The organism is Desulfuromonas sp. TF (assembly GCF_000472285.1).
Classification (GTDB): Bacteria; Desulfobacterota; Desulfuromonadia; order Desulfuromonadales; family ATBO01; genus ATBO01.
In genome coordinates this window covers 19491-44717 of record NZ_KI421427.1, presented here as the reverse complement: position 1 = coordinate 44717, position 25227 = coordinate 19491, and the positions used below count along the sequence as shown (strand labels likewise).

General features: G+C 59.0%; 19 protein-coding genes. 6 read left to right on the top strand and 13 right to left on the bottom strand.

Going from position 1 to position 25227, the window contains the following annotated elements; genetic code table 11:
- Positions 1 to 140 precede the first annotated feature (140 nt).
- The 11 genes from DTF_RS0119365 to rnhA form a co-directional block, all read right to left on the bottom strand.
- The gene (locus tag DTF_RS0119365; protein ID WP_027716653.1) at positions 141 to 1439 is read right to left on the bottom strand and encodes an adenylosuccinate synthase; all 1299 of its coding nucleotides are present in this window, start codon (positions 1437 to 1439) and stop codon (positions 141 to 143) included.
- A gap of 13 nt (positions 1440 to 1452) precedes the next feature.
- Positions 1453 to 2742 carry an ATP phosphoribosyltransferase regulatory subunit gene (locus tag DTF_RS0119360; protein ID WP_027716652.1) on the bottom strand — a complete coding sequence of 430 codons (1290 nt, stop codon included), beginning with the start codon at positions 2740 to 2742 and terminating at the stop codon, positions 1453 to 1455.
- Positions 2743 to 2802: 60 nt separating this feature from the next.
- On the bottom strand, positions 2803 to 4386 hold the full coding sequence (gene serA / locus DTF_RS0119355) for a phosphoglycerate dehydrogenase (RefSeq protein ID WP_027716651.1): 1584 nt from the start codon (positions 4384 to 4386) through the stop codon (positions 2803 to 2805).
- A gap of 239 nt (positions 4387 to 4625) precedes the next feature.
- Entirely contained in the window at positions 4626 to 4826 is a 201-nt protein-coding gene (locus DTF_RS0119350) for a cold-shock protein (protein ID WP_027716650.1), read from the bottom strand.
- A gap of 268 nt (positions 4827 to 5094) precedes the next feature.
- The gene (locus DTF_RS0119345) at positions 5095 to 5295 is read right to left on the bottom strand and encodes a cold-shock protein (protein ID WP_027716649.1); all 201 of its coding nucleotides are present in this window, start codon (positions 5293 to 5295) and stop codon (positions 5095 to 5097) included.
- Between the two features lie 230 nt (positions 5296 to 5525).
- Complete coding sequence (locus DTF_RS26750) at positions 5526 to 5690, bottom strand: hypothetical protein (RefSeq protein ID WP_155890884.1); 165 nt, start codon at positions 5688 to 5690, stop codon at positions 5526 to 5528.
- 224 nt (positions 5691 to 5914) lie between these two features.
- Entirely contained in the window at positions 5915 to 7426 is a 1512-nt protein-coding gene (locus tag DTF_RS0119335; protein WP_027716648.1) for a leucyl aminopeptidase, read from the bottom strand.
- 11 nt (positions 7427 to 7437) lie between these two features.
- Complete coding sequence (glpD, locus tag DTF_RS24680) at positions 7438 to 9069, bottom strand: glycerol-3-phosphate dehydrogenase (RefSeq protein WP_081703109.1); 1632 nt, start codon at positions 9067 to 9069, stop codon at positions 7438 to 7440.
- Between the two features lie 188 nt (positions 9070 to 9257).
- Entirely contained in the window at positions 9258 to 9671 is a 414-nt protein-coding gene (locus DTF_RS25845) for a M48 family metallopeptidase (protein ID WP_051361494.1), read from the bottom strand.
- Positions 9672 to 9906: 235 nt separating this feature from the next.
- Positions 9907 to 10422: a GNAT family N-acetyltransferase gene (locus DTF_RS0119320; protein ID WP_027716647.1), complete on the bottom strand. Its 516-nt coding sequence runs from the start codon at positions 10420 to 10422 to the stop codon at positions 9907 to 9909.
- Positions 10423 to 10485: 63 nt separating this feature from the next.
- On the bottom strand, positions 10486 to 11916 hold the full coding sequence (gene rnhA, locus DTF_RS0119315) for a ribonuclease HI (protein ID WP_027716646.1): 1431 nt from the start codon (positions 11914 to 11916) through the stop codon (positions 10486 to 10488).
- A gap of 363 nt (positions 11917 to 12279) precedes the next feature.
- On the opposite strand from rnhA, the gene DTF_RS24670 reads away from it, so the two are divergent.
- On the top strand, positions 12280 to 12534 hold the full coding sequence (locus DTF_RS24670; RefSeq protein ID WP_051361493.1) for a hypothetical protein: 255 nt from the start codon (positions 12280 to 12282) through the stop codon (positions 12532 to 12534).
- Positions 12531 to 15722 carry a SpoIIE family protein phosphatase gene (locus DTF_RS0119305; RefSeq protein WP_027716645.1) on the top strand — a complete coding sequence of 1064 codons (3192 nt, stop codon included), beginning with the start codon at positions 12531 to 12533 and terminating at the stop codon, positions 15720 to 15722. Before DTF_RS24670 ends, DTF_RS0119305 begins: the two co-directional genes overlap by 4 nt.
- Positions 15723 to 15746: 24 nt before the next feature.
- Here the strand turns inward: DTF_RS0119305 and DTF_RS27625 are convergent, their stop codons facing one another.
- Positions 15747 to 15929, bottom strand: coding sequence for a CBS domain-containing protein (locus DTF_RS27625; RefSeq protein WP_369798633.1), 183 nt, complete (start codon positions 15927 to 15929; stop codon positions 15747 to 15749).
- Positions 15930 to 16192: 263 nt separating this feature from the next.
- Here DTF_RS27625 and DTF_RS0119290 point away from each other — a divergent pair, with 263 nt between their 5' ends.
- The 4 genes from DTF_RS0119290 to DTF_RS0119275 all read left to right on the top strand — a co-directional run bounded on the left by DTF_RS0119290 (position 16193) and on the right by DTF_RS0119275 (position 23633).
- A complete protein-coding gene (locus tag DTF_RS0119290) occupies positions 16193 to 17845 on the top strand; it encodes a DUF2868 domain-containing protein (RefSeq protein WP_027716644.1) in 1653 nt (550 codons plus the stop codon).
- Positions 17838 to 19262: a DUF3482 domain-containing protein gene (locus DTF_RS0119285; protein WP_035058299.1), complete on the top strand. Its 1425-nt coding sequence runs from the start codon at positions 17838 to 17840 to the stop codon at positions 19260 to 19262. Before DTF_RS0119290 ends, DTF_RS0119285 begins: the two co-directional genes overlap by 8 nt.
- A complete protein-coding gene (locus tag DTF_RS24665; RefSeq protein WP_051361491.1) occupies positions 19259 to 20170 on the top strand; it encodes a hypothetical protein in 912 nt (303 codons plus the stop codon). The genes DTF_RS0119285 and DTF_RS24665 overlap by 4 nt, the downstream gene beginning before the upstream one ends.
- Before the next feature lie 253 nt (positions 20171 to 20423).
- The gene (locus DTF_RS0119275; protein ID WP_027716642.1) at positions 20424 to 23633 is read left to right on the top strand and encodes a SpoIIE family protein phosphatase; all 3210 of its coding nucleotides are present in this window, start codon (positions 20424 to 20426) and stop codon (positions 23631 to 23633) included.
- Positions 23634 to 23771: 138 nt separating this feature from the next.
- Here the strand turns inward: DTF_RS0119275 and DTF_RS24660 are convergent, their stop codons facing one another.
- Positions 23772 to 25220 carry an MFS transporter gene (locus tag DTF_RS24660; RefSeq protein ID WP_051361490.1) on the bottom strand — a complete coding sequence of 483 codons (1449 nt, stop codon included), beginning with the start codon at positions 25218 to 25220 and terminating at the stop codon, positions 23772 to 23774.
- Positions 25221 to 25227: the final 7 nt, after the last annotated feature.

The window sequence follows — 25227 nt, the reverse complement described above, 5'->3', positions numbered from 1 at the left end:
CCATCTGATTAAAAGTCAGATGCTCTACCAACTGAGCTACCGGCTCAACGAGTTGCAATTTATACTGGAATCCGCCGCGCAAGTCAACCCCCTTTTTTCAGTTTTTGCAACGGGGGGCGACCGGGTAACGCGTTTAAAATTTAGCCTTTTTCAAAAGGATTCTTCACCTGAATGGTCTGATCGCGCCGTGCTCCGACGGAAACCAAGACCACGGGGCAGCCGGTAACCTCCTCGAGTTTCTGTAGATAACTGCGGGCCGTCGCCGGGAGTTCGCCGAGGGTGGTCGCCCCGGAGATATTCGTCTTCCAGCCATCGATCTCTTCGTAGACGGGTTTGCTTTCCTTGAGGATTTCGAGGTCCTGGGGAAATTCCTCGAGGAGCTCGCCTCGGTAGGAATAGGCGGTGCAAATCTTGATGGTGTCAAGATCGTTGAGTACATCCATCTTTGTGATGGCCAGACCGGTCATACCGTTGGTGCGCACCGCCTCGCGAAGGGCGACGGCGTCAAACCAGCCGGTGCGGCGGGGGCGGCCGGTGGTAGAGCCGAATTCCTGGCCCGCCTGGCGCAGATGCTCGCCCATTTCATCGTTGAGTTCCGTAGGGAAGGGGCCTTCGCCGACCCGGGTGACGTAGGCCTTGGAGATGCCGATCACCTCGTCGATGAAGCGCGGCCCTACGCCGGTGCCGGTGCAGGCGCCTCCGGCCACCGTGGAGGAGGAAGTGACGTAGGGATAGGTTCCGTGGTCGACGTCGAGCAGACTCCCCTGGGCGCCTTCGAAGAGTACGTTGTGCCTGGCCTCGATGCTCTTGTTGAGGATCACCGAAGCGTTGCCGAGATATTTCACTAGGGCGCGGGCATACTCATTGTACTCGTCCAGAATCGCCTCTTCGGAGAGGGGAGCTTCGCCGAGCAGTTTCTCGAGAATGAAGTTCTTCTCGGGAAGCTGCTCCTTCACCTTGCGTGCAAAGGTCTGGGGGTTGACCAGGTCGATCAGGCGAATGCCGCGGCGGCCGATCTTGTCTTCGTAGGTAGGACCGATTCCCCGTCCGGTGGTGCCGATCTTGCGATCGCCGGAATTTTTCTCCCGGGCGATGTCGATGGCCTTGTGGTAGGGCATGATGATGTGAACGTTGCGGTCGACCACCAGTTGGGCGTCATCCTTGAGATAACCTTTTTTCTTCAGTCCTTCGATTTCCTGGAGAAACACCTTGGGGTCGAGGACGACGCCGTTGCCGATGACGCAGCGCTTTCCCTCGTGCAGGATGCCCGAAGGTATGAGATGCAGGATGGTCTTTTCGTTTCCGACCACCAGGGTGTGTCCGGCGTTGTTGCCTCCCTGGTAGCGGACGACGTCGTTGGCGTATTCAGTGTAGATGTCAACGACTTTTCCCTTCCCTTCGTCGCCCCACTGGGCGCCTACGATGATTACATTGGCCATATAGTTGCTTCTCCTAGTCGGTTTGCAGGGCAAAATCTTCTGCGAAGATTGCCTTGTAGGGGAGGCGTTTTTCGCAGCCGTCGGCGAGGCGGATAAGCAGAATATCCTCCTCCCCGTCCCCAATGATCATGACAAAGCGGAAATTCGTTCTGCCGGCGTATTCAAGGGTCTGTTCCAGGCCTCGGGAGATGATGTCCCGGGCGGCGGAGTAGCCTCGCGACCTCAGCTCGCGGGCAATCCTCTGGGCCGGTTGTTTGTCGGCCTCGGACTGAAAAATCAAAACATCCGTACGGTGGATGGCCACCTCGTCGAGTTCCCTGTCCAGAGCGAAAAGGAGGCTCTGCAGGTCGAAGGCAAAGCCGGTTGCCGGGGCCGGATATCCGTAGCGGGCGGTCAGATTGTCGTAACGGCCGCCGAAGCAGACGGCTCGGCCCATGCCGGTGAGAAAGCCCTGAAATGTGACCCCCGTATGGTAATCCAGGCCTCGCAGTTCGCCCAGGTCGAAGGTGACATGCTCCTCGACTCCGTACACCTCAAGGGTCTTCAGGACTCGGGAGAGGTTTTCAAGGGCACGGCGGGAACGATCGTTGGTGACGGCCCGTTCGGCCCGCTCCAGAACTTCGCGGCCCCCGAAAAGCCTGGGCAGCGCCAGGATTTCCTCACGGGCCCGGTCGCTCACCGGGGCTTCGGCCAACAGGGATTTTAGCTCAGAGCTGTCTTTGCGGGCAATGGCTTCCTGCACCTGTCGCGCCAGGGCGCCGGAAAGGGGGAGGTCGGCCATCACCCCACGGAAAAATTCCACCTGTCCGATGTCGACGGTGAACTCCCGAGCACCCAGGGCTTTGAGGCTTTCCACCGCCATGGCGATCATTTCGGCATCCGCCTCCGGACTTTCCAGGCCGATCAGTTCAACTCCCGCCTGAAAAATCTCCCGGTCCTTGCCGGTCTGCTGCTCGACATGCCGCAGCACCTTTCCGGTGTAGCAGAGGCGAAGGGGGAGGGGAGCCTCCCGCATCCGGGTGGCGACGATACGTGCCACCTGGGGGGTGATATCGGGGGGGAAGGCGACCAACCTGCCGCTCTGGCGATCGTCGAAGCGCAGGGTTTTCTCCCGCAGCCCTTCGCCCAATCCTATTTCCAGAACGTGCAGGTATTCGAGTGAGGGCGGAATGACCGGGCGAAATCCCCATTGGGAGAAGACGCCTCGGAGGGTCTGCTTCAGATACTCGATTTTGGCCGCCTTGAGGGGGAGGAAATCCTTGACCCCTTTGGGGAGCATGGCTTCGGGGGCGGCATTGGTTATCGTCATCACTTCATCCGGTCCTTTCCGGATCCGTTTTCTGCACGGTCTTGATGGAAGGGTTTAGAGCCTGGTCTGAACGGCCGAGAGGATGTGCTCGTTCGCCCGTATGGCATCGAGGGTTTTTTCAGGGATCTTGCTGTCCACATTGATCAGAGACACGGCTTTACCTTCGATCTTGTGGCGCGACAGGTTCATCATGGCGATATTGATTTTGGCCTCGGCAAGTATCTGTCCGATAAAGCCGATGACCCCCGGCCGGTCGTCGTTGTGCAGCACAAGGATGTGACCGTGGGGGACCGCTTCGACCTGATAGCCGTCCACCCTCACGATGCGGTAATCGTCCTGTCCGAAAAGGGCGCCGCTCACCGATCTTTTTCCCCCGCTTCCCTGCACCGTAAGGCGGATCAGATTGGAGAAACCCTCGGCCGTGTTGCTCCGGGTTTCAAGCACATGGATGCCCCGCTCCCTGGCAAGGTGGGGAGCGTTCACATAGTTGACCATGGAACCGACAATAGGGGTAAGGAGGCCCTTGAGCAGACCCAGAGTCAGCGGTTCGGTCGGGTGCTCGGTCACGCTGCCGGCGTATTCCACCGTAATGCTCTGCAGGCCTCGGGGGGAAAGCTGGGTCAGGAAGGATCCGAGCCGTTCGGCAAGCTCCAGGTAGGGGCGGATGGAGGCGAGCAGTTCGGCGCTGATCGAAGGGACGTTGAGAGCGTTAGTGATCACGCCTCTCTGCAGAAAGTCGACGATCTGATGAGCCACCTGGACGGTGACATTGACCTGGGCGTCCACCGTCGCCGCGCGGAGGTGCGGAGTGCAGATGACCTGCTCCATGGATAGAAGAGGATTGTCCTTCTCCGGCGGCTCCTTGGCATAAACGTCCAAAGCGGCGCCGGCCACCCTGCCGTCCGCCAGGGCTCGGGCGAGAGCGGCCTCGTCGATCAGCCCTCCCATGGCGCAGTTGATGACGCGGCAGCCGGGTTTGATCTTATCGAAGGCCTCCTCGTTCAGCAGGGCTTCCGTTTCGTGATTGCGGGGAATGTGCAGGGAAAGGAAGTCGGCTCGATTCAGGAGTTCGTCGAATTCAACCTGCTCGGCCCCCATCTGACGTACGACATCCTCTGCAAGGTAGGGGTCGAAGACGATGGGCCGCATTCTGAGACCGATCGCCCTTTCCACAACCAGGCGTCCGATTTTGCCTGCGCCGATGACGCCAAAGGTTTTGCCTGCAATCTCCACCCCGAGAAAGCGATCTTTTTCCCATCGGCCGCTTTTCGTCGATTGGCTGGCCGCCGGAATCTGCCGGGCCAGGGCCATCAGCATGGCGATCGTATGTTCGGCGGTGGTCGTGGTGCTGCCGAAAGGAGTGTTCATGATGACCACCCCCTTGCGGTTGGCGGCGGCCAGGTCCATGTTTTCCACCCCGATTCCGGCTCGGCCCACGACTTTCAGTTTCTCGGCCGCCTTGAAGACTTCCTCCGTGATCAGGGTCCCTCCTCTGACAACCAGCGCGTCCGCATCGGCGACGGCCTCGAGGAGATCCCGAACGGAAAGGCCCGGCCGGTAATCCACTTCGATCCCTGGAGCCTCTTCGAAAACCTTGAGGCCCTCGGAGGAAAATTTATCGGAAACCAGCACCTTCATCGAAGTTTGGCGTCTCGCGGGAGCGGGATAATGAGTAAAATCAGCACACGTTCACCAAAAAAGTACGTTAGCAACGGGAGGTCGGGTTGTCAAGACCAAAGCCGACCAAGCCGGTCAGCGGCGGAGGGAGCCATGTTCGGAAGTATCCCGCAAAGGTGAACATCCCTGGTGGCGCAAAAAAAAGCTCCGCGGCACGCCGCGGAGCTTTTTGAAATTGATCGAACCTTGAACTTCTGGGTTTACAGCTTGCGCACGTTCGATGCCTGGGGGCCTTTCTGCCCCTGGGAAACCTCGAAGCTGACCCGGTCGCCTTCGGCCAGGGATTTGAAACCTTCGCCGCTTATTGCCGAGAAGTGAACGAAAACATCGGGACCATCGTCCTGCTGGATGAAACCGAATCCCTTGGCGTCGTTGAACCATTTAACAGTGCCTTCTGCCATTTTTCCCCTTGCTCCTTTTGCTTTCCGGTCAAGCCGGTCTGGAAAATGTTTGCTCCGGTTGCCGCATCCTATACAAAAACCGCATAGCCCATCGGGGTCTCTGCGGTTCGAGGTGACCCAAACTTTACCGGAACTTGCCGAACCTATAGCATGCGTAAATGTAAAAAATCAAGCATTAAATTTCAGTCAGAATAGATTTTTGTGCTGAAAAAGAGCCCCGCTAAAGAGAGGGGCTCTTCTGGGCACCGATGGGGCTGCATGTGTTGATTCATGCCCGCGATACGTTCTGAGCCTGTGGACCCTTGGGACCCTGGATGACCGTAAAGGAAACAGGGTCTCCCTGGGCCAGGGTTTTGAACCCGTCCATTTCTATGGCGGAGAAGTGAACGAAAACGTCCGGTCCTCCCTCCTGCTCGATGAATCCGAAACCCTTTGCGTCATTGAACCATTTAACCGTACCCTTTTCCATCTCCATACTCTCCTGTGATTTGGATAGCTTACCCCACTCCCGAATGTCTTCGGGAAAACTCCGACTAGAAAACTTTATCGGCTGATGAGAAAAAATCAACCGTATCCAGTTAAAAAATTCATATCGAAATTTAGATTCAAAGGAAGAGGCAACCCCATTTTTTTTGGTGAGACGTCCCCCGCCGGGTCTCACCCGGTTCTGTAACAGTACAAATGCATGTTTCTGAGCGGCTAGGACTGGAGGACCGGTTCTTCGACGACCTCACCTACAAGGTCCGTCATGCAGGAGGGGCAGATCGTCGCCGTGTCGATTTCACAGACATTTTTACGAATCTGGTGCCCTTCCCCCGTGGTCGCGCCCTGGTATTCGCCGCACCATGCGCAGTACCTTAGCAAGAAGACTCCTCTTGAAAAGGGTTAATTCGTTGTAATTTATCATGGAAGAAGAACATGTCAAGGGTGATGGCGTCGCAAAAAGTCCGCCCAACTCGTTTTTCCCGGCCTCGATATACCATATGCACGCCTTCGCCCCTGAAAAACCACAAGGCCTTGTAGCAGGGCCATCCTCTGAGTTTTGGCGAGTGCATTACCGGGTGCTTGGTCGGGAAATAGCTGCCCGGTCAGCTCCTCGGGGGCATGCTTTGCCTCAGGTAATGAACCAGCAGCCGTACCCCCACTCCCGTACCGCCCTTCGGTGTGTAGGGCCGCCCCTTTTCCTCCCAGGCCGTTCCGGCGATGTCGAGGTGAGCCCAGGTAAACTCCTCGGCGAACTTTTGCAGGAAGGCGGCGGCTGTAATGGTTCCCGCGGGACGACCCCCGATGTTTTTGAGATCGGCGATGTCGCTTTTGATCTGGGCGGCATAATCCTCCCACAAAGGCAGTTGCCAGAGGCGTTCGCCCGTTTGTTCTCCGGCGCTGATCAACTGCCGGATAAGGCCTTCATGATTTCCCAGGATGGCGGTGGCGTGGTGGCCAAGGGCGATGACGCAGGCGCCGGTGAGCGTGGCCAGGTCGATGGCGACCCTCGGATCAAATCGCTTGGCGTAGGTCAGTGCGTCGGCCAGGATGAGGCGTCCTTCGGCATCCGTATTGAGAACTTCTATCGTTCGGCCGGAGAGCGAGGTCAGGATGTCGCCGGGACGGATGGCGCTGCCGGAGGGGAGGTTTTCCACGGCGGGAACGATCCCCACCAGGTTGACCGGAAGCTTGAGAAGACTGGCGGCAAGCATGGTGCCCAGGACGGTGGCCCCACCACCCATGTCCATCTTCATTTCATCCATCTTTTCTGCGGGTTTCAGGGAAATCCCCCCGGCATCGAAGACCACCCCCTTGCCGATAAGCGCCACTGGGCGGGCATCACTGTTGCCGCCGCGGTATTCAAGAATAATGAGCCGGGGTTCCCTGACGCTTCCCTGGGCCACGCCGAGCATGGCGCCGAGACCTTCCTCCTCCAGCTCCTTCTGCTCCAGGACCGTGCACTTGAGGCCCGTTTCCTCTGCGATGGCCCGAGCCTGCTGAGCGAGAAAATCGGGAGATTTGACATTCCCGGGCATGTTCACCAGGTCCCTGGCGAGCATGACCCCCCGGCAGATGGCGAGAGCCCGGGCGATGCCCTGTTCCATGTCATTGACCTGAGCCTGTTTATCGACCAGAAGCCAGCTCTCCTGAAGCTGGGGCGGAAGCTCTTCTCTTTTTTCCGTCCGGTAGCGGTCGAAACGATACGAAGCCAGGGTGATTCCCTCGGTGATCCCGTGAGCCAGATCCTGAGGGCTGATACGCCGCAGCGGCAGGGAGGGGAGATCGAAAACGAAGGAGGTGACCTTGCGGTTCTGAAGGAAGTTCGCCGCCGTCCCTGCGGCTTGCCGCAACCGCTCCAGTCCGGCGCCTTTTTCCTTTCCCAGCCCTACCAGCAGCACTCTCTCGGCCGGCAGGCGCTTGCCCGGATGAAGCAGGAGGGTTTCCTTCTGTTTGCCGGAAAATTCTTTATCCCTCACCGCGCGGGTGAGCGCGCCATCGAGAACCTGATCGAGCTCCTTGAGAAGCGGAGTGCGAAGCTTGCCCTCCAAGGCACTGAGCACAAGACAAGGGGTTTTCTGTTTCAGCGGTTCTCCTCGTTTGACCTTCAAATCCATGGGACGTCCTTTCATGGGGTGGAATATTTCTTTCGGTAGTCTTTTTGCCATTGATTCGCGCGCTCGGCCGGGACCTGCAGACGGCTGGCCATCAGGGCGGCCACTGCCGCCAGTTCATCGAGCCCGCGGCCTGTGCCGAGAGCCAACTGGGTGCGGCGGCGGAGCACATCCTCGGGAGTGCGGGCCAACTCGGTTTCGACGGCATAGACCACCTGAACGGCCAGCAGCGGGGAGTCTTCAACCACCGGACGAATGAGGCCGGGATCGTCCTTCAGAAGGGCAAGTAGCCGATGAGTGCGGGAGCCGTATTGTCGGAGGAGGCTCTCCAGCCGGGCCGGTGGCAGGCCGTACTCCCCGGAAAGTTCCGGCAGCAAGCGCCGGACAAAGGCTGCGTAATCTCCGGTGGCGCCACCGGGCAGGGGGATGCGGTGGGTGATGCTGCGCCCCTGGCCCCGGCCCAGTCGGCTGCAGACCAACGCCGCCGTTTCGGAGGCAACCGCCCGATAAGTGGTGTATTTACCCCCGCCGATGGAGATCAGACCACTTGCCGATTCAAAGATCCTGTGCTCGCGCGAGACGCGGGACGCCTGTGCCCCGGTTTCGTCCACCAGCGGCCTGAGCCCGGCGAAAGCGGCGACGACGTCGCCGCGGCTGAGCGGGGCGGTTTGCAGGCGCCGCGCGGTCTCAGTCAGCAGGTAATCGATGTCCTCGGTGGTGGGGGCGACCGTGTCGGGGTCGCCGCGGTCGTCGATATCGGTGGTTCCGATCAGGGAGAGATTTCCCCAGGGGATGACGAAAAATAGCCGGTCGTCCCGACCGGCGGTGAGATACAGGGCTTCCCGCCCCCGGGTGAGGCGGGGAACGAGTATGTGGGTGCCCCGGGTCGGTCGAAGTTTGGGCTCGGCCTCGCCGTCCAGGGCGCAGACCTTGTCCAGCCAGGGGCCGGCGGCATTGACCACCACCTCCGCCTCCACCTCAAGCTCCTCCCCGGTTTCACGGTCGCATAAGCGGACCCCATGGACCCGTTCTCCCTTTTTGCTGAAGCCGGTGACCTCCAGGTAGTTGACCACCTCCGCCCCCGCCTCACGGGCAGCCTGGATGTTTTCCAGGCAGAGGCGGGCATCGTCCATGCGGCAGTCCCAGTAAAGGGCGACCCCTTGCAGCCCGGTCTTCCGAAGGGCGGGTTCGCGTTCCAGCCCTTCGGCAGCGGACAGGATGCTGTGGTTACGGTTATTGCGAAGGAGCGACAGAAGATCGTATAAGGTCATTCCGGCGCGGATGGTAAGCAGAGAGCGGGGATCGTCCTTGTAGACGGGGATGAAGAAAGGAAGAGGACGCACCAGGTGCGGAGCGATGGACTGGAGGATCTGCCGCTCCCGGCACGATTCGAAGACCAGGCGCAGGTCGAACCGTTCCAGGTAGCGCAATCCGCCGTGGATGAGCTTGGTCGAAGCGCTGGAAGTTCCAGAAGCGAAGTCCCCTTTATCCGCCAGGGCCACTCTCAGTCCCCGCAGCGCCAGGTCCCGGGCGATGCCGGCGCCGTTGATGCCGCCGCCGATGATCATCACATCGTAGCGTTGTCTCGCGAGGCGCTGAGGATCTCTCTGTCTAGGGATTGAACCTGTAGAAAAGTTGGGTGTCATAAACCTTAAGTCTAGCCGCTAGTCAGTACCTTTTCAATCTCGGCTTTGACATTTGTTCTTCAGTGGATAGACTTCCAGGATTTCCCGTCGTGGATCAGATCTTGCCGTTTCCCTTTCCCCGCTTCTGTTTACTCACCACCTTGTTAGAGCCCGTTGCAGGCGAGGTGGCCCCCTTCATATCCTCTTCCCTATCGCCATCCCAAATAGGAAAAAAGAATACCGGCCCATCGGTTCAGAGGATGCTTGCGACCGAGGACGGGAAAGACAGGCGGGTGGCGGAAGCCGAGGCGTTGTATCTCGCGGACCAGGCCACGATGGTCGCCGAATTTTAGTCCTTTGCGAAAGGTGTGAAGCGCCAGGTGTTTTTTGCGGGCCAGCAGGTAGACCTTGCCTAAATGGAAATAGTGGAGGGGGTCTTCGGGAGCGCGGCGGATCGCTTCACGGCAGAGAGCAATCCCCTGAAGGAGATCTCCCTTATCTCTTGCTGTGGAGAGGCCGAGAACAGAAAGAGATTCGGCCGGCACAATCCTCGGAACGGAGTAGTGGAAGAGATTCGACGATTCCAGTGAGTTTATTTGGGGGGCGCAATCGGGATGCGACATTCAATTCCTCCTCGCGAGATGTGGCCTTTTTCAGAAGGCGATCAGGCCTTTTCACGGACAGCGCTGCAGGGGCAGGATAAAATTCCTCATCCAAGGTGGCGGATTTAAAGAATCGCCACACTATTAATAACTGGATGAGGGGATTGTTTGCAAACATTATTCCCTTTTTCCGGCTATTAATCGGCTAGTTGGCTCATTAATACAAGGCTGGATCCGCTTCCGTTCGGAGGCCGACTCAGCGGCGCTTCCTGCCCTGGGAGCGGCGAATATTGACAGCCGTTTTAAACTCAGGTTCGTAGCCCACAATGAAGGGGGTGGTGGTATCGTTTCGAAGGCTCAGGAAATGGGAATTGTTTTTATCAAAAGGGCAAACGGGCAAACTGCATGGTTCGAAGCCAAACCTTTTGTAATAGCCGGGTTCGCCCAAGACAAACAGGGGCCGGTTTTTGATCGGTTCCTGTCTTAAGGCAAATCTGAGCAGTTCCGAACCCACCCCCTGCTTTTGAAATTCAGGCGCCACGGCCATGGGCGCCAGGTGCAGTCCGCAGTTCTCCTTGCCGTGATAGGCATTGGAAAAGGCGATGTAGGCGATGACTTTATTGGTATGAATACAAACCCATTCATGGACGGGTCTGCCATTTTCGTGGAATTTCTGAACCAACCCGGCTTCGTATTCACTCCCGGGAAAGGCGCGGCGCAACAGGGCGTAGACCTTGGCGTGATGTTCTTTCGTCACTTTCTGTATTTTCATGAAGGTAAATCCCTTAGAGGCAGGATCAGCAATTTGCTCGTTTTGTGAGTAATGCCTCAGAGGTCAGCACAGCCGCAGCTGGCCATCCTCATCCGCATCGAATTCCGAATCTTCCCGGGGTGCGACAGGGGAGGGGATGAGCTTCTCTTCCTTCGCGGTCGACCCGGGACGGTCGGCCTTCCGCAATCTCTCCTCCGTCTCCCGCATGCCCTCATCCGCCGCCCGCTTTGCCAGCTTGTCGCACCGCTCATTGAAGGGGTGCCCCGCATGCCCCCGCACCCAGTTCCAGGTGATCTCATGTTCGCCGGAAAGGGCAAGCAGCTGCTGCCAGAGGTCCTGGTTGGCGAGAGTGTCCGGAGTCTCCAGCCGGCCGTCGCGGATCCAGCCGTGAATCCATTCGCTCATCCCCCGGACCAGGTACTGTGAATCGCTGAAGAGGCGCACCGTACTCGGGTTTGTCAGGGCCTCCAGCCCCCTGATCGCCGCCAGAAGTTCCATGCGCTGCGAGGTGGACGCGGCCTCAAAACCGCTCAACTCTTTTTCATGCTCCCCGTAGCGCAGGACCACCCCATATCCTCCCGGCCCCGATGCCCTTCCCGAGCCGTCGCTGTAGATCTCCACCACGCCCGGTGCCGGTGGGGTGAAGGCGATCTCCAGAGCCCCGAATTCCAGCTCGCGCAGCAGAGAAATCACTTCCGGAAGGTTCGGCGTCCGCCGCCGCAGGGCGGCCAGGGAAACCTCCAGGGGCACGTCATAGCGGACAGTGGCCAAAGTCTTCGAGAGCCGGGCCTGATCTTCATGGGACTGCAGGTTCTCCCGGCGTTTCTTTCCGCTGACCAGGTTTTTCCATTCCAGGACGCGTTCGAGGGAGCCGAACCGATTCACCAGCTCGGCCGCGGTTTTCTCTCCGATTCCGGGAACTCCCGGGATATTGTCCGACGTATCGCCGGCCAGCCCAAGGACATCGGGCACCCTCTCCGGAGGGACGCCGAAGCGCTCGAGGACATCCCGGGGCCCCGAACGCTTGTCCTTCATGGTGTCCAGCAGGCCGATCCCGTCTCCGACGATCTGCATCAGATCCTTGTCTCCGGTGACGACCGTGACCTCCATCCCTTCGGCGGCATACCGGCGGGACAGGGTGGCGATGACATCGTCCGCCTCGAATCCGGGAGCCTCCAGGGCAGGGATGTTGAGAGCCTCCAGGATCCTCCTGATGTACGGAATCTGGGAGGCCAGATCCTCGGGTACGGCGTCCCGGTTGGCCTTGTATTCGGGATAGATTTCCCTGCGGAACGTCTCTTCCCTCGGCCGGTCGAATACGACGGCCAGATAATCGGGGCGGTTCTCCTGAAGGAGGCCCAGGAGCATCTTTGTGAAACCGAAGACGGCGTTGGTCGGTAGTCCGCCGGAAGTGGCCAGGTCCCGGATTCCATAATAGGCGCGGTAGATGTAACTGGACCCGTCCAGTAAATACAGCTGGGGCGATAAGTTCACATTCCCTCCGGGTGGGTGCAATTTTTCCTGGGATTCTGTTCTTTGGATGGAGTCAGGATCGCACATCCTGGAAATTGATCAAAATCTTTTTACCCAGCTCCTGGCGATCGCCGGCTGTTTTGCCTCAGAAGGAAATGGATAATTGTCCCTGTTGAGCCGGGGGGGCCTTTATCGGGCAATTCCCGGGGCCATAATACAGATTTTTGGAATTGGTCACCAATATAAATAAAAGGGGAAGGAACTTATATTTTTATGGCCTCTTTCATACTCTGCAGCCGATAACGAGAGCAGGATGGCATGGTGTATACTTTTTATCGGGAAGAGACGTCGCCTGGACAATGCGCCCATCGCGAGGAGCGCCCGATGAAAGCAGCAAAGCGCAACCAGAGCAGGGAACGGTGCCTCCTCGTTTCCCTGCTCTTCCTGCTCGTCTTCAACTATCCCCTGGTTCTGGCCTTCAACCGGACCACCCCGGTTTTCGGCATCCCCCTGGTGATTCTCCATCTTCTGGGGGGGTGGCTGCTGTTCATCGTCGTCATCTTCCTCATCGTCCGCAACCTGGGCAGGGATGAAGGCGAGGAAAGCCCCAAAGCAGATGAGGGGCGGAACAGGCCATGACCGTCGAAACCGTCTTCACGGCCATCTTTCTTTTTCTGGCGCTCCTCTTTTGCGTGGCGTTTTACGCCGACTTCAGGCGCAGGCGCGGTCGCAGCATCATCGCGAATCCGGCGGTCTATGTCCTTTCCTTCGGGGTATGGTTCACCTCCTGGACCTTTTACGGAAACGTCGGCAGGGTGGCGACAGTCGGCATCGACTATATCGCCATCTATCTCGGCGTCACCCTGGTGTTTTTCTCCGGGTGGTTCCTGCTGCGCAAGATGGTTCGCATCAGCAAAAATCAAAATCTGGTCAGCATCGCCGATTTCATCGCCAGCCGCTACGGCAACTCGACCGCTATCGGGGCACTGGCGGCGCTGGGAGCCGTGGCGGGAACCCTGCCTTATATCGCCGTGCAGCTAAAGGGGATATCGGATACCTTCAACCTGCTCATCGGCTCCAACCAGGGCCCATACGCCCAGGCCACCGCGCCGCCGATCGACTCGACCTTTATGGTTGCCGCCTTGCTCTGTCTTTTCAGCATCCTCTTCGGGGCCAGGCGTCTCGACCCTTCCGACCGGCATGAGGGGCTGGTCGCGGCTGTCGCTTTCGAGGGGCTGCTGAAGATCTTCGTCATGGGGACGGTCGGCCTGTTCTTCGTGTACGGGCTTTTCGATGGTTTTGGCGACATTTTCCAGCGATTCCTGGCCGAGTACCCCGAACGCAGGGAACTTCTCCTTCTCGGCACCGAAAGGGTTTCCTACAGTTCCTGGTTCGCCTTGGGGAGCGTCTGCGCCATGGCGTTCGTCTGCCTGCCCCACCTTTTTCATCTCTCGGTCGTCGAAAATTCGAAGGAAGAACATATCAGGAGCGCCATGTGGGGGTTTCCCCTCTACATGTTCGTGATCGAACTCTTCATTTTGCCCATCGCCCTGGGCGGCCTCATCCTGAGCGGCGGGGATACCAGCCGGGCCGAGTACTTCCCCATTCTCATCCCCCTCCAGGAGGACCACCCCTGGCTGGCCCTTCTGGTCTTTCTCGGGGGCTTTTCCGGCTCGACGGGGATGGTGATCGTCTCGGCCGTGGCCCTCTCGACCCTTATTCTCAACCATCTCCTGATGCCCCTCTTCCTGCGTCTTCGCCTTCCCGGCGAGGACTTCTCCGGAACGCTTCTCAACCTCAAACGGCTCGGAATCGTCGTCGTAATCCTTCTGGCCTATGCTTTCTACCGGGTCGCGGGGGAAATGGCTCTGGTCAACATCGGGATCATTTCCTTTGTCGGCGCCGCCCAGTTCGCCCCTGCTCTGCTGGGCGGCCTGTTCTGGAAGCGGGCCAACCTCAAGGGGGCCTTTGCCGGCTTGTTGCTGGGTTTGTCGACGTGGTTCTACCTGATGGTCCTTCCCACCATGGCCCCAGGGAGCTGGCTCGAAGGCGCCATTTTGCAAAACGGCCCCTTTGGGCTGAGCTGGCTCCGTCCGGCAACCCTGTTCGGTCTCGAGGGATTGCCGTGGCTTCCCTATGTCCTCTTCTGCACTCTCTTGCTTAACGTCTGTTCCTTTCTGGCCTTTTCCCTGCTGAGCGAACCGAGTGAGGCGGAAAAAGAGCAGGCGGACAGGTTCGTCGATGTGTTCGCGCCGCTCGCGAGGCCCGAAACGCTCCAGCGGATCGCCAAGGCCCCTTCCGTAGTGGAATTCGTCGATCTGATGACCAAGTTCATCGGGGAAAAACGGACCCACGAAACCATAGCGGACTTTCTGGAGGATCAGGAGATCGACGCCAGGGGAAGTCTTAGCGAAGGAGAGCTCTCCCGCCTGAAGCGCTTTGCCGAAAAGACCCTCGCCGGTTCGGTCGGGGCTGCGCCGGCCCGGATCATCATCGACAACTACCTGGCGAGCAAGGGCAGCCGGATGGAGGAGGTATTCGACATCTTCGGGTCGGTCACCATCAGCCACCGTGCGGGGCGCGAACAGCTCGGAGTGCTCCACGAGGCGGCCCGCCGGGTCGCCAGCGGCGGCGACCTGCAGAGCATTCTTGACAGCATCCTCGAACTCCTGCAACAGCAGTTCAGGCTCGACCTCTGCGTGATCCGCATACTGGACGAAAAGAGGGCGACCCTTACAGTGCGCAGCTGGAGGGGGGTGGGTTCGGAGCGGCTGGGTCTTGTCGACCGGAAACCGAGCATGGAGACCTATGTCGGCGAATGCTTTATCAACCAGACGACTGTTGTGGTCAACGACGCCGACTTTCTCGACAAGGCGGTTTCCGCTCAGGCGGTCCGACGGGAAGGGATCCAGGCTTTCACCCATGCCCCGATTGTCGTCGAGGGGAAAACGATCGGAGTGCTTTCGGCCTTTTCCAAGTCGGTAAAGGGCATCTTTGTCGGTGAATTCATGGAACTCTTCGCCAATCTGGCGGGACAGGTCGGAGTGGCGTGGCGCAATGCCCGCCAGACCGAAAGGCTCATTGCCGCCAGGGAACGGGACCGGGAGCTGGAAATCGCCCGGGATATTCAGCAGGGCCTTCTGCCGACCCGGACGCCGGATATCCGTGGAATTTCCCTGGCCGGCACCTGTCTTCCGGCTCAGGAGGTCGGCGGCGACTATTACGATTTTCTCCCCACCGGGCCCGATTCCGTCGATCTGCTCATCGCCGACGTTTCCGGGCACACGGTCGGCGCCGCCTTCATCATGACCGAGGCCCGTACGTTTATCAGGGCCAGGGCGCAGGAACTGGCCAGGCCCTGCGCCATTTTGAGCGCCCTCAACGCCTTCAGCTACGAGGACCTCTCCCGGGCCGAGTTGTTCATCACCATGTTCTACGCCAAATACCATGCCCCGAGCAGGGCCCTTTTCTTCGCGAGCGCTGGTCACAATCCTCCTCTCCTCTCGCGAAAAGCTGCCGACACCTGCGAGCGGCTGGATGCGGAAGGGCTGATTCTGGGAATCAAGCCCATTGTCGATTTTGAGGAGAAGAAGGTGCGGCTGCGCCAAGGGGACGTTTTGCTCTTCTACACCGACGGCATCACCGAGGCCGAAGACCATGGCGGCAACTTCTTCGGCGAGGAGCGGCTCTGCGTCCTGCTGCGGGAGCATCGGGACCTGGAGCCGCCGCAACTCATCGAGAGGCTGTTGGAAAGTGTTCGTCGCTTTACGGGGGGAAGCTCTTTCAAGGACGATCTCACCCTCGTGGCGATGCGGGTGGAAGAATAGCAGCGGTGCGTTTTGAACTGGAATTCACTTGGCTGGAATGATGATGGTGGTCATGAGGCGAGCGAGAATCTCTTCCCGGTTGGCAAAAAACAACCATTTTCCGCCCGAATCCACCACCGGGAGAGAGTCAAGGTGGAATTTCTGCATCTTCTCCAGTACTTGTCGCACAGAATCATCAGCGTTGGCGGTATTGTGATTTACGCCGATGATTCTGTTCCGGAGTTCACTGTAATTTATTGAACACCAGTAGCAGGATGACGATAAAAACGGGCCAGACGAGTTTGGTGATGAGAGGAATCCAGTCTCTTATGGCGCTCTCCTTCTCCATACCGAGCTCCATGTCTTCTTTGTACGCTGCTTGATATTCATTTACCACAGGAGTCCCTGGTTTCAATTTGCAGAACTCCGATCGGACGAAAAAGGTACGATCTTCACCAACTCACCGGTATCTTTTCGGAGGAGTGATGCGGATGGCGCCCAAAAAGGTAGAATTTATATTGTCTCGAGCCGAACGCCGGATGTGTTTCTTCGCTGAATTCTCCTCTTACTTCCACGTCACAACCATGCCGAACCGCAAGGGAAAAGACTGGGCCATCGCCGATCTGCTCGATCTTGAATATTTTCTCGTTCAGGATGCCGAGGTCGATGAGGCGATATTGACCCGCAGAGATCGGGAGATCTATCGGACCGGGCTGGCAGATACTGCTCCAAGATCGCGTCGCGATCTGCTGCGGCATTGGCTTGATCTGCGACGCGAAGCGGTCCGCACCGGGCGGACGGCACCGCTGCCCAGCGAATGGGTGCCCTCTGTTCTGCGAACAACGACTCTGCTGTTGTTTGTCCTGGGCGGTCTGCTCGGTGTCGGCTTGGCCTGGGGGGTTCTGAGCTATTCCGGGGATCGGCCCATCAATCTGTTTACTGCCCTCGGCCTGCTGGTTGCCCTTCCTTTATTCTTTTCGCTCCTTTCTGCCGTACTGCCGGTCTGGCGCCTGGCGATGCGGGGCAATCCCTCCGGCCTCTTCGGCGGCTGGCTGGCCGGAGAGCTGCTGAACCGTTTCAGCCGCCTGGCCTGCGCCCTGCTCGGCGATCGCGATAACGGCCGGAGCCGACTGGCCCTGGCCCAGGGGTGGGGCAACTTGCGCGGACGTAGCGGATTGTATTCCGGCATCATGGGCTGGCTGGCTTTTGGTCTGATGCAGTTTGCCGCCCTGGGGTTTTCCCTGGGCGTGCTGCTCACCGTGCTGCTTCGGGGCTGGATCGCCGATCTCGCCTTCAGCTGGCAGACCACCACCCGTCTGTCTGTCGAACAGCTCCACCGATTTGTCGAGGCGATGGCTCGCCCCTGGGCCGCTCTGGCGGAGCCGCCTCTGTCCCATCCCACCTTCGAACAGGTGGCGGGCTCCCGCGTCTATCTCAAGGAAGGGCTGCAGCATCTGTCCAGCGCCGACCTTCAGTCCTGGTGGTATTTTCTTCTTTGGGCCATCGTGATCTACACGGTGCTGCCCCGTCTTCTGCTGCTGGGCGCCGCTCTGTTCGGCGGCCGTCATGCCCGACGGCGGCTGTCCTTCCAGGATGTCCGCTGCGAGGCTCTCATCCGCCGCATGCAGCATCCGCAGATACAGATCGGCAAAGATGACCGGTTATCCGAGGAAGAACACGCGCAGGAGCTGATTCTGCCCGACGAAATCCGACAGGATATGACCCGGCTGCGCGCCCTGGTGCCCGAAGAGCTCCTCGCGGGAGCCGCTTCGGAGCATTGGCAGAGTGAAATTCAGCGGGAATTCAATGCCTCCGTCGAGGCGATCGCCCCCGTGAAGCTTGATGAGGAGGAGGACGCCGGCCTGCTCCGACCTCTGAGCGGGGAGTCAGATCAAGCTGCCGTACTACTGGTGCTGGAAGGCTGGCAACCCTGCATCACGGCCACCCTCGAATATCTCAAGGCCCTGCGCCGCCTGCTGGGCAAGGACCGGTTACTGGTAGTGGCCCTGGTCGGGCGGGAAAACAGCGAGCGCTGGCGAGAGCCAACACCCGAACTTGAATTCGCCGTATGGCGCAGTCGTCTGGCGGCGCTCGGCGATCCCTGGCTGCGGGTTCACAACTGGGAAGGGTCTGCCAGTGAGTGACGTGCCTGTATTTGCAGTGGTGGGCCATCCAAACGAAGGCAAATCTTCGGTGGTGTCCACCCTGACGGAAGACGATAGCGTACCGATCAGCGCCGTGCCCGGCGAGACGCGCCAATGCGTCACCTATGCCATCACGGTCGATGGTGAAACCCTTGTGCGCTTCGTCGATACCCCCGGATTTCAGATGCCGCTGCAGACCCTGCGCTGGATGCGGGACTTCAGCGGCCCGGCCGAGCGCATGGTCGAGGAATTCATCCGCACCCACCGGGGCGATCCCCGCTTCAAGGACGATTGCGAACTGCTGCGGCCGGTGGCAAAAGACGCCGGAATCGTCTACGTGGTGGACGGCTCGCGGCCCCTGCGCCCCAATGACGAGGCGGAGATGGAGATTCTGCGCCTCACCGGCCGGCCGCGGCTGGCGGTAATCAACCCGAAGGTTGACGAGACTGCCTATATTCAGCAGTGGAAGGCGGCCTTCGGCAAAACCTTCAATGTCACCGTGCTATTCAACGCCCACCGCGCCACCTTCCTGCAGCGTATCGCCCTGCTGCAGTCTCTGCAGCACATCGAACAGGACTGGGGCGTCCCCCTGGCACGGGTTGTCGCGGCTCTCAAGGAAGACTGGCTCGGTCGCCTCGATGCCTGCGCCGACGCCATGCTCACGCTGTTGACCAAGGCTCTGACCCTCTCGCTCAGCGGCACCAGCCCGGGCGAGGACTCCCTGGCACACAAACAGCAGCGCGACAATCTGATCGCCGCTTTTCAGGACAAGCTCGCCGGCCTCGAACGCGATTGCCGTCGAGAACTCAAGAGCCGCTTTCTGCACAATTTGTTCAATGCCGATCTCGCCGCCGAGACGGTGGCGGCCCAGGATCTTTTTTCTGAAGAAACCTGGCAGGTGCTGGGGCTTACGCGCAAGCAGTTGACGATCGCCCTGGCTGCCACCGGCGCCACGGTGGGCGCCGCCATTGACGGCGCGGCCGCCGGCATCACGTTTGGCGTCTTCACCGTCGGCACCGGTCTGGCCGGGGGGATCGCCGGCTGGACGGGTACCCGGCCCCTGTCGCGTCTCAAGGTCGATCTCGGCCCCTTTTCGCGGGAAATCGGCGGCTGCCGCATCCAGGTCGGCCCCCTGCGCAATCCGCAATTGATGTTCGTGCTCCTTGACCGGGCGCTGATCTATTTCCAGTGCGCCAGCAACTGGGCCCATGCCCGCCGGGAAGAGGCCTCCATCACCCTGACCGAAGGGAAAAGGGGGGTAACCTCGGGATGGGACGGCGAACGCCGCCGACTCTTCGAGAAATTCCGGATGTTCCTGCAGAAAGGGCAACCGGACAGGGCCAACGAACTGCGGCCCAGCCTGCACCAGATCCTCATCCGGACCATGGAGAAGGAGTTAGGGGAGGTAAATCAGTGACATTTTATCTGAACCGCAAAAGATCAATCTGGACGGCGGCAGTTGCGGTGCTGATCGTCCTCACCCTTTTCCCCGCCTCGAGAAGGCTTCTTTACGAAAGACATTTTTTCAGTACTGTCGATTCGGCAGCGACAGAATACGTTGATCAGGGATTGAAGCGTGCGGGGACGGCTTTTGTCATGGCACGGACTTTTAACGCGATCGTCTCCGTAGTCCAGGAGAGTGAACTGCAGTTGGAACCGGCCGGCGTCGGCGTGTCGTTGGCCCTGGGGCAGGCACTTGATCCAGTCAATGACCTGGTTGAAAGCTTTTCCTGGGTCATGCTGGTGAGTTTGACCTCGCTCGGGATCCAGAAATTCCTCATTCAGATCACACCCATGTTGAGTGTTCAGATTCTTCTGCCGTTGGCACTGCTGTCTTTCCTGGCGGGTTTGTGGCTCTCTGCCGAACGACGCGCTAATTTCACGCAACTCGGCAGGGTTCTGCTGTTCTCAGCGATATTGCTGAGGTTTGCCGTCCCCGCAATGGCGTACCTCAATCACCAGGTGTACGTGGCGTTTCTGGAAGATCGGCATGATCAGTCCATTGAGGTGCTGGGACATAGCATCTCCGAATTGGAGTCCCAGCGCCTGAATGGAGTTCCAGAATCCTCAGACAAGGAGAGATGGTGGAAATCGATGTCCAATCTAGCAGGGATGTCGGACGTCAAAGAAAATCTTGAGGCGATTAAGAAGACGGCACTGGAAATGATCGACAGGATTGTTGATCTCATCGTCGTTTTTGTCTTGAGTACGATGGTCCTCCCTCTTCTGTTTTTATGGGGCGTGGTCAAGTTGGGCAGGCTGATTTTCAGTCAAGGCTTCAGCGTCGTCACAAGAGACAACAGGGTGGGGGAAAATGAGTTCTAATCAGCAGATGGGGTTTCCCTTTTCTGATCATGCATGAGTGTCGCTTGCCTCCAGAGCATAAAAAGGCCACCCTCGAATAAGGTGGCCTTTGATCGTTCTGAATTCGGAGACGCTTCTTCTGCCGCCGCTCGCATTTGCAAGACCTGGGGCAAGAATAAATCGCGCCGCTCGTTCGACATCATGCCCTGAAAGCAATACAATTTCAGTATGCCGCCGGTTGACAGTGCCGAGGGTGCGGTAGGGAATATCCAGGATGATTCCGGTCTCAATCATTGCCACCATAACGCTGCTCTACTTTGGCCTGTTGTTTTCGGTAGCCTTCTATGCCGACAAAAAACGGGAGGCAGGGCAAAGCTTCATATCGAACTCTTACATCTACGCCCTTTCCCTGACCGTCTATTTCACGGCCTGGACCTTCTATGGCAACGTCGGGCGGGCCGCCACCAGCGGCCTGGACTTTCTTGCCCCTCAACTGGGCTCCAGCCTGATGGTCTTTACCTGGTGGTTTCTGCTGCGCAAAATAGTGCGGGTCAGCAAAGAGCAGCACATTGTCACCATTGCCGACTTCATTTCCAGCCGCTACGGCAAGTCGGTCCTTCTGGGGGCTATCGTCACCATCTTCTCGGTGCTCGGAGCCCTCCCTTACATCGCCCTGCAGCTCAAAGCCGTTACCCGATCTTTCGAATTGCTCTCCACCACGGCGCTCGCCGGCGGCCCGGTCCGGGCCTTACAGGCGCCGGTACCCTCTTTCGATACGGGAATCGTCGTCGCCCTATTTCTTGGACTTTTCGGGGTGCTCTACGGCGCCAGGCATCTGGATGCCTCCGAGCGCCACGAAGGGCTGGTGGCTGCAATCGCGGTGGAGTCCATGGTGAAGCTCACGGCCATGTTCGCCGCAGGACTTTTCGTCACCTTCGGGCTCTTCGACGGCCCCGCCGACATCTTCTCCCGCTTTGTCGCCGTGTTTCCCGATCGGACCCATTTGCTGAGGCTCGGCACCGAACCGACTCACTACGCAACCTGGTTCACCCTCTCCTTCACCTCCATGATGGGTGTCATGCTTCTTCCCCGTCAGTTCCACATCATGGTCACCGAGAACACCCGGGAGGAACACATCATCGATGCCATGTGGAGATTCCCGGCCTACATGTTTCTGATCAACCTGTTCATCATCCCCGTCGCGCTGGGCGGTCTCCTCCTCCACGGGGGCGATACCACTTACGCCGATTACTTTATCCTCCTCATCCCTCTCGAAACCGGGCATCCCGTCCTGGCCATGTTGATTTTCATCGGCGGATTCTCGGCTTCGGCGGGGATGGTGATGGTTTCTTCCGTGGCCCTTTCCAACATGATCCTCAATCACCTGGTCATGCCGCTTATCCTGAAACTGAAAACAGGGGCAAAAGACCTTTCGGGAATCCTCATCAACATCAAGCGCCTTGGGATCGTGGTGGTCGTTTTTCTGGGCTTTTTTTACTACCGGTTTTTCGGTGAAACCTATGCGCTGATAAATATCGGTCTCGCTTCCTTTGTAGCCGTAACCCAGTTCGCTCCCTCATTTATCGGCGGCCTTTACTGGAAGAGGGCCAACCGCCGGGGGGCTGTCATGGGGCTGATCCTCGGCTTCGTGGTCTGGTTTTATACCCTGCTCATCCCCTCCTTTGTACGCACCGGGTGGATGCCCGACGATATCCTGGCGCATGGTCCTTTCGGGCTGGAACTGCTCCGACCCCTGGCATTGTTCGGCCTGGACGGTTTCGATATGTGGACCCATTCGTTGTTCTGGACCCTTCTCTTCAACATCGGCGCTTTTTCGATTCTCTCCGTTTTCACCGGTGCAGAGGCAGCGGAAAAGGAGCAGGCAGACAAGTTTGTTGATATTTTCGTCCCCCGGCAGGAAACCCCGCACCTCCAGAGGATCAGCAAGACGCTGACCGTTATGGAGTTTGTCGAGCTCATGGCCAAATTCATCGGGGAAAAACAGGCCCGTGCAGCCATTGCAGAGTATCTCGGCGATGCCGAAATCGATGAGCGGGGAAGCCTGTCGGAATTCCAACTTCCCGACCTTAAGCGCTTTACCGAAAAAACTCTGGCCGGCTCGGTCGGCGCGGCTCCGGCTCGTATCATCGTCGATAACTACCTCGCCACCCGGGGGAGCAAAATGGAGGATGTCTTTGACATTTTCGGCTCCGTCACCATCAGCCGCAAAGCCGGCCGGGAGCAACTGGGGGTGCTGCATGAAATCACCCGCATGGTGGCGGGCAGGGCCGAACTGCAAAGCATTCTGGACAATATCCTGCATCTCTTCCGCCAGCAGTTCAAGCTCGACCTCTGCGTCATACGGATGCTGGATCAGGAGCGAGGGGTCCTGGCGGTGAGAAGTCAAAAGGGAATGAGTTCAGAGCACCTCGGTGAGTCCGACCGGCAGCTGAATAGGGATTCCTACGTAGGAGAGGCGTTTCTGATGAATTCGGTCATTGTGGTCAACGATACCGATTTCATGGAGAAACCCGTCCCGGCTATGCTCGTCCACCGCGAAGGAATAAAGGCATTCGCCCACGCTCCCATCACCATCGAAGGAGACCCGGTAGGAGTGCTTTCGGCTTTCTCCCGGTCCGCCAAAGGGATTTTTTCCGAAGAGTTCATAGAGCTTTTCCAAAGCATGGCAGGCCAGGTCGGCGTCGCCTGGCGCAACGCCAGCCAGACTGAGAGACTTATCGAAGCCAGGGAAAAAGAGCGGGAACTGGAGATTGCAAGGATCATCCAGAGCGGCCTTTTGCCTTCAACCGTACCGGAAATAGAAGGGATATCCCTGGCGGGAATCTGTGTTCCGGCCAAAGAGGTCGGAGGGGATTACTATGACTTTCTCCCCCGAAGCGACGGGTCTCTGGATATGGTGATCGCCGATGTATCCGGACACAATGTCGGGGCATCCCTCATCATGACCGAAACCCGAACCTTCATTCACGCTCGGCTGGAAAGCTTTCACAGCGCAGCCGAAACAGCCGCCGCCCTGAATTCCTTCCTCTACGAGGATCTGACCCGCGCCGAACTTTTCATTACCATGTTTTATCTGAAGTACCATACCGAAATCCGGAAACTTTCCTTTGCCAATGCCGGGCACAATCCTCCCTTGATCTGGAGAGCCCAATCCCGGAGCCTGGAATTCCTGGACGCTGAAGGTCTTATTTTCGGGATCTTGCCTCGGGTCGACTTTGAGGAGAGATGGGTGCAGTTGCACCCCGGGGATCTTCTGTTGCTTTACACCGATGGGATCATCGAGGCCGAAAACAGCGAGGGTTCTTTTTTTGGAGAAAGCCGGCTGGCTGAGGTGCTTGAAGAGCACCATGACCTTTCACCGCAGGAGATTATCGATACCCTGTTGTCCCGGGTCAGGCTGTTTACCGGAACAAAGGCCTTTAACGACGATGTCTCCCTGGTGGCCATGCGGGTGCTCCGATAGGAAGTAAAATCAGTTCGGCATCATGCTTGAGAGCACAATGATCCCGGGGGGACCCATTCGGTCATATTTGTCAAAAAGCCTGTTGAATGCAATCCGTTCCGAGGGGAGAGCTGCAGGGGTCAGGAGAGGCGCCGAGGGTCAGGGTTCGACATTCGGACTTTCTGCGGGGACCTGGACCGTTTCCTCCGGGGCGTCTGTCGCCTTCTCCCGCAGGCGGCCGAAGGAGCAGAAGATCCCCAGGACGCACAGGGCGCAGAAAGCCAGCAGGGCGGCGTGCATGCTCTGGAGAAAGGCGGGGAGAGTGGCGGTGGTTACCGCGTGGCCGCCCATGAGGAAGGAAAAGATGACAGTGATGATGGTCATGCTGCTCAGCATGCCCAGGGTTCGCATGGTGGAGTTGAGTCCGGAGGCGACCCCCAGTTGGCGGGGTTCGACGCTGCCCATGATGACGCTGGTGTTGGGGGAGGAAAACAGGGCGAAGCCCATGCCGAGAAAGGCCAGGATGGCCATGATCACGCTCAGGGGGGTGGTTTCGGAAATGCCGGTGGCAAGGCCGAGGCCGATGGCGCACAGGGTCATGCCCACGGTCGCCACCCGGGCCGCTGGAAAGCGGTCGGCCAGCCGGCCGCAGGCCGGGGAGAGCAGGGTCTGGGCGACCGGCTGGATGATGAGGACGCTGCCCGCGGCCGATGGGCTCATCCCCTTGACGTATTGCAGATAAAGGCTGAGAAAGAAGGTCACCCCGAAGGTGGCGGCGTAGTTCAGCAGAGCGGCCAGGTTGCTGAACGCGAAAACTTTGTTGCTCCGCAGCAGGGCGATGTCGAGGATGGGATATCTCGTCCTCGCTTCCACCGCGAGAAATAGGAAAATCCCGACCAGCCCGCCAGCCAGCAGGACCCCGGCCCAGACCCCGCGGTCGAGATTGGAGGCGCCGCTGATCAGGAGGAGGATGGCGCCGGCGTAGAGCAGGCTCCCAAGCCAGTCGAAGGGCTCCCCCTTCGCTTCCGCCCATTCGTCTCGGATTTTGGCGCGGCTGATGAAAAAGACTGCCGCCCCCAGGGGAACGCACAGGTAGAAGAGGGAGCGCCAGCCGAGAGCGGCCACCAGTGCGCCGCCGATGAACGGCCCGCAGGAGATGCCGGCGTAGACGCTGGCGACGGAGATCCCCAGCGCTTTTCCTCTCTCCCGCGGCGGGAAGATGGAAACGACGATGGCGACGGTCGTGGCCATCACCATCGACCCGCCCATCCCCTGCATAAAGCGCAGAGCGATCACGGATTCGATGGACCAGGCCTGGGAGATGAGGCCGCCGGCTATGGTGAAGACGGCGATGCCGGTCTGGAAGATGCGCCGGCGGCCGTACAGGTCGGCCAGGCGTCCCATGGCCAGCAGGAAGATGGAGGCCGACAGCACGTACGACGTCACCACCAGCCCCAGCTGCATGGCGCTGGCGCCGAACTCCCGCCCGATGGAAGGCAGGGCAATGCCGACCGCGGACATCATGAACGGCATGAGGAAATGCGCGGTGCAGACGACGAACAGGACGGCCGTTCGGGAGATCGCCGCCTTCTCCTGGTTTGGAGCCATGCAGAGC

Bases quoted from the DNA above. Each gene is read 5' to 3' on its own strand.
- DTF_RS0119350 (WP_027716650.1), bottom strand. From the start codon at position 4,826: ATGGCAGAAGGCACTGTTAAATGGTTCAACGACGCCAAGGGATTCGGT.
- glpD (WP_081703109.1), bottom strand. From the start codon at position 9,069: ATGACACCCAACTTTTCTACAGGTTCAATCCCTAGACAGAGAGATCCT.
- DTF_RS24660 (WP_051361490.1), bottom strand. From the start codon at position 25,220: ATGGCTCCAAACCAGGAGAAGGCGGCGATCTCCCGAACGGCCGTCCTG.
- DTF_RS0119290 (WP_027716644.1), top strand. From the start codon at position 16,193: ATGGCGCCCAAAAAGGTAGAATTTATATTGTCTCGAGCCGAACGCCGG.
- DTF_RS0119345 (WP_027716649.1), bottom strand. From the start codon at position 5,295: ATGGAAAAGGGTACGGTTAAATGGTTCAATGACGCAAAGGGTTTCGGA.
- DTF_RS25845 (WP_051361494.1), bottom strand. From the start codon at position 9,671: ATGTCGCATCCCGATTGCGCCCCCCAAATAAACTCACTGGAATCGTCG.
- DTF_RS24670 (WP_051361493.1), top strand. From the start codon at position 12,280: ATGAAAGCAGCAAAGCGCAACCAGAGCAGGGAACGGTGCCTCCTCGTT.
- DTF_RS0119320 (WP_027716647.1), bottom strand. From the start codon at position 10,422: ATGAAAATACAGAAAGTGACGAAAGAACATCACGCCAAGGTCTACGCC.
- DTF_RS0119275 (WP_027716642.1), top strand. From the start codon at position 20,424: ATGATTCCGGTCTCAATCATTGCCACCATAACGCTGCTCTACTTTGGC.
- serA (WP_027716651.1), bottom strand. From the start codon at position 4,386: ATGAAGGTGCTGGTTTCCGATAAATTTTCCTCCGAGGGCCTCAAGGTT.
- DTF_RS0119365 (WP_027716653.1), bottom strand. From the start codon at position 1,439: ATGGCCAATGTAATCATCGTAGGCGCCCAGTGGGGCGACGAAGGGAAG.
- DTF_RS0119335 (WP_027716648.1), bottom strand. From the start codon at position 7,426: ATGGATTTGAAGGTCAAACGAGGAGAACCGCTGAAACAGAAAACCCCT.
- DTF_RS0119305 (WP_027716645.1), top strand. From the start codon at position 12,531: ATGACCGTCGAAACCGTCTTCACGGCCATCTTTCTTTTTCTGGCGCTC.